Origin of the sequence: Desulfofundulus sp., from assembly GCF_049701015.1 — a bacterium.
Taxonomy (GTDB): domain Bacteria; phylum Bacillota; class Desulfotomaculia; order Desulfotomaculales; family Desulfovirgulaceae; genus Desulfofundulus.
This window is the reverse complement of sequence record NZ_JBNATZ010000194.1, coordinates 1-4761: the sequence shown is the minus strand read 5'-3', so window position 1 is coordinate 4761 and position 4761 is coordinate 1. Positions and strand designations below refer to the sequence as shown.

Genomic DNA, 4761 nt, shown 5'->3' with positions numbered 1-4761 from the left:
GGGAGCCAGAGGACTGGCTTCCAGGGCTACGATTTCCGTATGCAGCGTTAATATGTGCTGGTCCTCTTCATCCCTTAAACGCCTGAACAGGTCACGGGCCTCCGGGTTGAGCATGAGGAGCATCTGGGCGTTGTAAAAACTCTGGCTCCACATCTTGTCGCTGAGGACGTCGTATAATAAATCCAGTTTATTCAAGGCCTCCACCTCAACGAATGTTCAGGTTTTTCATTTCCGTTTTGAGCAGGGCAACACGCCGGCGGCTGGCTACGGCCAAACTGCCGAACAGCTCTTTCAGCTTCTTATCCCGGGCGTTGCGTGCTAGAAAGGCGTATTTTGACTGGCGTTTTTGTTCCATGTCTATGGCCATCTTGATGGCATTGTTCAGGATTTCCTTTTCAGTGACCAGAGACAAGCCGACCACCTCATTTTTAGTTTTTTCTTAATCAGATGTGGTTATGCGGGCCGGTCCCTTTTTGTAGAACAAAAAAGGCCGGGCAGTGTTTGCCCGGCTGTACGGGGGTTATTTCAGGTAGCCGCTGCAGTTTGTTTTTCACTCACGGCTGCTGTTGCGGCGCTCTCGCCATCTGTTTCTTTTTTCATTAAGACTTGCATGAGTTCTTTGACCATTTTATTGCTTACGGTATAACAGATTTCAGTTCCCCTGCGCCGACCTTTGATAATTCCCCGGGATTTGAGAATGGATAAATGCTGGGAAACCGTGGATTGTGGTAAATTGAGGCATTCACGCATTCTGGTGACGTTGCATTCGTTATTGATCAGCCCGTCTACAATGCACAGCCGAATGGGGTGGGCCAGGGCTTTCAGGAGCTCGGCCCTTTCCTCGTATTGCTGGATTTTGTCCATAGCATCACCTGCTGTCGCTTTATCCGTATATTACGATTTTAAACGGGCCTCCCCGTCCTGTCAATGACCTGCCGGTGTGCGACATTTTTGAAGCTCGCCGGTTTTACCGACCACATTTTCAAGAAAGGTTAAAGGAAAGTGGGTAGGAAGGGCGAATAGTAGGAAAGGTTGAAAAGAAGGCTAATTTAAAAGCCGAATCAGGCGCTGCTGCTCATCGGGGAGGTAAGTGTCCGGCAGGACCGCCTGGCTAAATAATAAAGGCACGGCACTGTCCGGAGCGAACGACTTTGCAAAAGAGCCGGTCACAGCACCCCGCTAAGAGAGTCGCGGTGCTGTCGCGCGGAGCAACGGAGTGAACGGGACGGCGCCGTACCTGAAAACGGAGGGCTTTCAGTATGACGGTACGCATAGCCATCATTGGCGGGACAGGAGTGTACGATCCCAGCATTTTAAGCGACATTCGCGAGGAACGTCTGGAGACACCGTTTGGTCTGGCCCGGGTAAAGGTCGGCACCTACCGGGGCAGGGAGGTCGCCTTTATGGCCCGCCACGGGGAAGACCACTCGGTACCCCCCCACCTTGTCAACTACCGGGCCAATATCTGGGGACTGCGGCAGCTGGGGGTCGGAAACATTTTCGCCACTGCCGCTGTGGGTTCTTTGAACACGGAAATGAAGCCCAAACAATTCGTTTTCGTGGACCAGTTTCTGGATTTTACCAGGTCCCGGGTCCAAACGTTTGTGGAAAAAGGGGTGGTTCACCTGGACATGACCGACCCCTATTGTCCCGAATTGCGCATGACGCTTGCGCGGGCCGCACAGGAGCTGGGGCTGGAGTATCATATGAGAGGTACTTATGTTTGTACCGAAGGGCCACGCTTTGAGACCCCGGCGGAGATCCGGATGTTCCGGCAGCTGGGGGGTGATCTGGTGGGCATGACCAGCGTGCCCGAAGTGGTCCTGGCCCGGGAGGCGGGTATTTGTTACGCCACCATTGCCATGGTGACCAATTTTGCCGCTGGTATTTCGCCCACCCGCCTCTCGCACCAGGAAGTGGTGGATGTGATGGCCGAAAACGTGGGCAACCTGCGCCGGCTGGTTATGCGGGCCATCGAGCTTGTGGACCCGGATCGCACCTGCCTGTGTCACGAATCACCACTGGACCCTTCAGTGGTTAAATAAGGAAGGGGTGGGTGAACCTTGGAAACCATGTACTGGGAGAACGGGACGTTGATGCTCCTGGATCAAACCAAACTGCCCGGCAAGGTTGAATATATCCAGTGCCGGGATTACGAAACTGTGGCTGAGGCCATTCGTAATTTGCGGGTGCGGGGGGCGCCGGCCATCGGAGCGGCGGCGGCTTACGGCCTGGTGCTTGGGGTGCGGTCTTCGGGGGCTGCCAACCGCGAGCAGTTGCTTGCCAGGGCCCGGGAGGTGGCGGACGCCCTCACCTCCACCCGGCCCACTGCCGTGAACCTTTCCTGGGCTCTAAACCGCCTGCTGGCCCGGCTGGAGGCTTCCACCGCGGCGGACCCGCAGGAATTGACGGAGCTTTTAATTAGCGAGGCCCACGCTATTTACCGTGAGGATCTGGAGGGTAATAAGCGCATCGGTCGATTTGGCCAGGAGCTGGTTCCCCACGGGGCGAGGATTCTCACCCATTGCAATGCCGGTGCGCTGGCTACGGCCGGTTACGGAACTGCTCTCGGGGTGATCCGGGCTGCTCACGAAGCCGGGAAACAGGTCAGCGTTTATGCCGACGAAACCAGGCCCCTCTTGCAGGGAGCACGCCTCACCACCTGGGAATTGATTCAGGAGCAGATACCGGTTACCCTGATCACTGATAATATGGCTGCTTATCTTATGGCCCGGGGTATGGTGGACCTGGTGGTGGTGGGGGCGGACCGTATTGCGGCCAACGGGGACGTGGCCAACAAAATCGGCACCTACGGCCTGGCCGTACTGGCTAAAGAGCACGGACTGCCCTTTTACGTGGCTGCCCCCCTGTCAACTGTAGACTTCTCCCTGGCCAGCGGTAATGATATCCCCATTGAGGAGCGGGAGCCGGGAGAAGTGACCCACCTGGCCGGTATACCGGTCGCCCCCCCTGGTGTCAGGGTGTGGAACCCCGCGTTTGACGTTACCCCCGCCCGGCTGGTTACGGCCATTATAACAGACCGGGGGGTGGTCCGGCCGCCTTACGGGGAGAGCCTGGCCGGGCTATTACGTGTTGGGAAATAAAGAAAATATAAGATTAAAAAGGATTTTTAAAGGAGTGCAGCTTAAGATGCAGGACTATCTGGTACGGGATATCAACCTGGCCCCGGGGGGAAGACTGAAAATAGACTGGGTGCGGGTTCACATGCCTGTTTTGAACGTCATCCGGGAGGAATTTGAAAGGGAGAAACCTCTGGCCGGAGTGCGGGTGGCCATGAGCATTCACCTGGAAGCAAAAACTGCTTACCTGGCTGAAGTGCTCAAAGCCGGTGGAGCACAGGTAGCCATTTCCGGTTCCAACCCCCTTTCCACCCAGGACGATGTGGCTGCAGCCCTGGCGGCAGCCGGTATTCACGTCTATGCCTGGCATGGTGCGACTACCCGGGAATACATGGATCACCTGGTCAAGGTGCTGGAAATCTGTCCCCATGTGGTGATCGATGACGGCGGTGACCTGGTTCACCTGCTGCATACGCGCTGCCGGGAGCTGGCCCGGGAGGTGGCCGGAGGGTGCGAGGAAACCACCACCGGGGTCTCCCGCCTGAAAGCCATGGAGCGGGAGGGCAAACTTCTTTTCCCGATGATAGCCGTCAACGACGCTCGCTGTAAATTCCTTTTTGACAACCGCTACGGGACCGGGGAATCTGTTTGGGCCGGGATCATGCGCACGACCAACCTGCTGGTGGCGGGCAAGACCGTGGTGGTGCTGGGTTACGGCTGGTGCGGCAGGGGGGTGGCCATGCGCGCTGCCGGGCTGGGTGCCAAAGTAGTGGTCTGCGAGGTTGACCCGGTCAGGGCCCTGGAAGCTTACATGGACGGTTACCGGGTGATGAAAAGCCATGAGGCTGCAGCCATCGGTGACATCTTCATCACCGTCACCGGCTGCCGCGACGTTCTAAATGGTGAGCATTTCCGGCGCATGAAAGACGGCGCCATTCTGGCCAACGCCGGCCACTTTGATGTCGAGATCAATAAGCCCGAGCTGGCAGGGGCCGCCGTTTCCCGCCGGCTCGTCCGGCAGAATATCGAAGAGTTCAGCCTGCCGGACGGGCGGCGCATTTACCTTCTGGGCGAAGGGCGGCTGGTGAACCTGGCTGCCGGGGATGGTCATCCCGCGGAGATCATGGACATGTCCTTTGCCCTCCAGGCTCTGTCAGCCCGTTACATCTGGGAGCACAAAGGACGCCTGGAAACCCGGGTGCACCTGGTACCTGCAGAGCTGGACCGGCAGGTGGCCGAGCTCAAACTTTCCTCACTTGGTGTTGAAATCGACCGGTTGACGCCTGAACAGGAAGCCTATATCCGGAGCTGGCAGGGCGAATGATCGTTTTGAGGATTGTCCGGTTGGGGGAGGACTCGGTTTTATGACAGTGGCAGCGGAAAAATATAAAGAACAGGTGTACAGGATGGCCCTGCGCATGGCCACCAGCGGTCTGGTGACCGGTACCTGGGGCAATCTTTCCGCCCGGGTTCCCAGGGAAGATCTGGTGGTAATCACGCCGAGCGGTCTACCATATTCAAAGCTGCAGGTCCGGGACATGGTGGTTATGGACATGAGTGGCCGGGTTGTGGAGGGGGAACAACGCCCCTCCACGGAATTCCAGCTGCATCTGGCCATTTACCGCGACATCAGATGAACGTCAAAAATCAGCCTGCTGTGCGGCCTAAGAGCAGCCACCAC

7 protein-coding genes are annotated in these 4761 nt (G+C 57.3%); 4 read left to right on the top strand and 3 right to left on the bottom strand.

Features of this window, described 5'->3' with window-relative positions:
• The 3 genes from ACPLUI_RS11115 to ACPLUI_RS11105 form a co-directional block, all read right to left on the bottom strand.
• Positions 1-204, bottom strand: a 204-nt coding sequence (locus tag ACPLUI_RS11115; protein ID WP_424660332.1) for a hypothetical protein, incomplete at its 3' end; no start/stop codon positions are given.
• A gap of 1 nt (position 205) precedes the next feature.
• Positions 206-412 (bottom strand): hypothetical protein, encoded by a 207-nt coding sequence (locus ACPLUI_RS11110; protein WP_424660331.1) that lies wholly within the window; start codon positions 410-412, stop codon positions 206-208.
• A 113-nt stretch (positions 413-525) separates the two neighbouring features.
• Positions 526-864: an ArsR/SmtB family transcription factor gene (locus ACPLUI_RS11105; RefSeq protein WP_424660330.1), complete on the bottom strand. Its 339-nt coding sequence runs from the start codon at positions 862-864 to the stop codon at positions 526-528.
• 395 nt (positions 865-1259) lie between these two features.
• Here ACPLUI_RS11105 and mtnP point away from each other — a divergent pair, with 395 nt between their 5' ends.
• From mtnP to ACPLUI_RS11085, 4 genes are read left to right on the top strand one after another with little or no spacing between them, the layout of a single operon-like run.
• Positions 1260-2045, top strand: coding sequence for an S-methyl-5'-thioadenosine phosphorylase (gene mtnP / locus ACPLUI_RS11100; protein ID WP_424660329.1), 786 nt, complete (start codon positions 1260-1262; stop codon positions 2043-2045).
• A gap of 18 nt (positions 2046-2063) precedes the next feature.
• Positions 2064-3104: an S-methyl-5-thioribose-1-phosphate isomerase gene (gene mtnA / locus ACPLUI_RS11095; RefSeq protein ID WP_424660328.1), complete on the top strand. Its 1041-nt coding sequence runs from the start codon at positions 2064-2066 to the stop codon at positions 3102-3104.
• Between the two features lie 46 nt (positions 3105-3150).
• A complete protein-coding gene (locus ACPLUI_RS11090; protein ID WP_424660327.1) occupies positions 3151-4404 on the top strand; it encodes an adenosylhomocysteinase in 1254 nt (417 codons plus the stop codon).
• Between the two features lie 40 nt (positions 4405-4444).
• The gene (locus ACPLUI_RS11085; protein ID WP_424660326.1) at positions 4445-4717 is read left to right on the top strand and encodes a class II aldolase/adducin family protein; all 273 of its coding nucleotides are present in this window, start codon (positions 4445-4447) and stop codon (positions 4715-4717) included.
• Positions 4718-4761 lie beyond the last annotated feature (44 nt).